We start from the raw sequence: 2,447 nt of genomic DNA on the forward strand, positions 1-2,447 counted from the left end.
TTAACGGTAGTAATTTCAAGCAATCCCATCTCGCTCTCTAAAGGCGGGGCAAGAACATCTTTCATTAGTTTGCCTATATCTCCAGCATAGGTTTTTGTTATAGGTAAACCGTTTCGGGTCAATTCATCAAACGCACCTTCGTCTACCATCTCCCACAATGAGAATTTTGCCTCTCCTTTTAGGTTGATCAACCCAAAATGATTTTCTGATCCTAAGGCATTCCCTTGATCTTTCCATTGTTCATCAAAAGCCTCAAAATAGAAACAAGACATACCTGCAGCATTCGTCCAATCCCTCATGTGCTCATAATATAATTTCTCCTTGTATTCATCTGCTGCCTTAGAACCAGTGACTCCATAAGAGGAGCTTGCAATAGTTGCCCATCCTGTTTCACCAATGTGAATAGGCTTATCAATCCCAAGACTTTTCATATAATCAACAGCACTTTGATATTGAGAAATAGCATAATTCTTGGCTCTAAGCATTGAAGCCTCAATTTGTTTCAGTTTTGGTAGGTCTTCCTCTTCTTCAGGCACACCCCAAAATGTTGGATTGTAATGTGAATCATGAAAGGGATAGGTGTGGAGTGATATAAAATCGACTGCTTTTATCAAGGCTACTAACTCGTCTGTCTGATAACTTTTTGCTCCTCCACCCCAAGATTCATAGTTATCAGAACTCGTAATCCAGATACCAGTTGGAATTTCACCTTTTTTTCGCAATTCTTTGAGGTAATCCACCCATTTGAGAATGACATTTGGATAGACAAAGTAGTTGATTGCCCATTGTACCATCGCCTCATTTCCTACGGCAATGATTTTCACTATATCGGGGTATGTTTGGGCCATTTTTACTGCAGCTTCTATCTCTGCAGTATTATTTTCTACATTTCCGGCATTATGATTGGCAGATGCAGACCATGCACCTTCACATTCTATCCAGGTACCCAACATCACATACATTTCAAAACTTGGATCTTCGTCTTTCAATTGTTTAATCGCCTGCAAGAGATTAGCCGTATGTCCAAATTGTTGAGTGTTGTATGTCCTTATTAATTTGATTCCCATTGCAGATAATATTTTCATATCATCTTTCAATTCCTTAATTGTGGGCACGACCGCCCTTGTGTTTTCTCTATATCCTCCGTACGAAAATGCCAAATACTCAGGATTTCCAAGTATGTCAGCGGCTGTTATGTCTACATCTTTTATTTTCTTATTTTCTTGAAAACATCCAAGCATTAAAAATGCCAGAGATAGAATTAGTAGAGTTATTTGTCTCATTTTCATACTATATTTTTCAATAGGTTATTATTATCTTTTTGATTGTTGCCAACGTGTTTTTGTATGGTTTGTTGCGCCTTTAAGCAACTAAATTAATAAATAATAACTGAACAAGAAAGTTCGTGAGAACTTTCGCAAATAAGCTAAAAATGAGCAATAAATTATACAAGGTGTTGGCTACCGTTTTTTATTCCGCCAAACTTAAATTCAATCAGATTCCTTTTTGGTTTCTAATGTATCTGTTAATGTGTTTACTTTATATTCAATCAGCTTATTATTTATACGATTCAACTCTTTTTTTAGAGAGTCAACTTTCAATTCTAAAGAAGGAACTTTTGATTCTTGAAGTTTCAAACGATAGTTTACAAGTGCAAAATAAAAAGTTGAAATTCCAAAAACAATTGTCAAAATGATAGGTACTATTTTATATAAATCAAACTTTTTAGGTTTAGATTTTTTAGTAAACTTAATAAATCCTAAACTAGATAATTTTAATTCCTTTCCTTTTGGAGTTAATTTATACCAGTTTTGCGTAGAAATTTGCTCGAATAAATCATTATTTTTTCCGAATCTTTCTACTTCTTTTATTATTTCAAAAAAACTATTTCTTTCTTTCTCAACTTTGTCATTCGGTTTAATTATTTTAAACAAAATATTGTTAGTAGAAAAAGCATTAAAATCTGTTATACCTTTAAAAACTAAATCTAAATATTTTATAATTTCCTTTTCAGTCATTCCTTTTGAGTGTGATTGGTAATGGTTGCCAACTTATTTTCGTATATGGCCGAGTTTTAATTCGTTATATACGAAGTTAGCGAAGTTAAATTTTTTCTATGAGAAAGTAAAGGGTAAAAACCCCTGTTTTTATAGACGTTCTATATTTACTTCTAATCAACTATTTTTATCATTTAATTTAGAATTTACTATGCTTAAAATAGTAAATTAGCACATTATAAATTAAAATTAAAATACATGAAAAAATTGTTATTATTATTTGTTTTTACAACTTCATTGAGTGCATTTTGTCAAGATTCTGTTTTATTAAGAGCCAACTATAATGTGGGAGATGAGTTTTTGATAGAGTTAGAGCAATCTCAAAATATGGGAGCTGCTGGTGGTGTAGATATGAAAATAAAAATGAACATGTCTGTTACAGAAAAAGAC

At 32.6% G+C, this 2,447-nt stretch carries 2 protein-coding genes and 1 pseudogene; 1 reads left to right on the forward strand and 2 read right to left on the reverse strand.

The window, feature by feature from the left end:
- The coding region (locus ACTG3S_RS10275) for a glycosyl hydrolase family 17 (RefSeq protein ID WP_439129266.1) at positions 1–1,289 on the reverse strand (1,289 nt) is incomplete at its 3' end.
- A 201-nt stretch (positions 1,290–1,490) separates the two neighbouring features.
- Entirely contained in the window at positions 1,491–2,018 is a 528-nt protein-coding gene (locus tag ACTG3S_RS10280) for a hypothetical protein (RefSeq protein WP_439129267.1), read from the reverse strand.
- A gap of 237 nt (positions 2,019–2,255) precedes the next feature.
- Between ACTG3S_RS10280 and ACTG3S_RS10285 the strand changes: the two are divergent.
- Positions 2,256–2,447: pseudogene (locus ACTG3S_RS10285) on the forward strand (hypothetical protein); the annotation flags it as partial.

Origin of the sequence: Polaribacter sp., assembly GCF_965656025.1 — a bacterium.
GTDB lineage: Bacteria > Bacteroidota > Bacteroidia > Flavobacteriales > Flavobacteriaceae > Polaribacter.

Excerpts from the sequence above, each read along its gene's own strand:
- ACTG3S_RS10280 (WP_439129267.1), bottom strand. The coding sequence starts at position 2,018 with ATGACTGAAAAGGAAATTATAAAATATTTAGATTTAGTTTTTAAAGGT.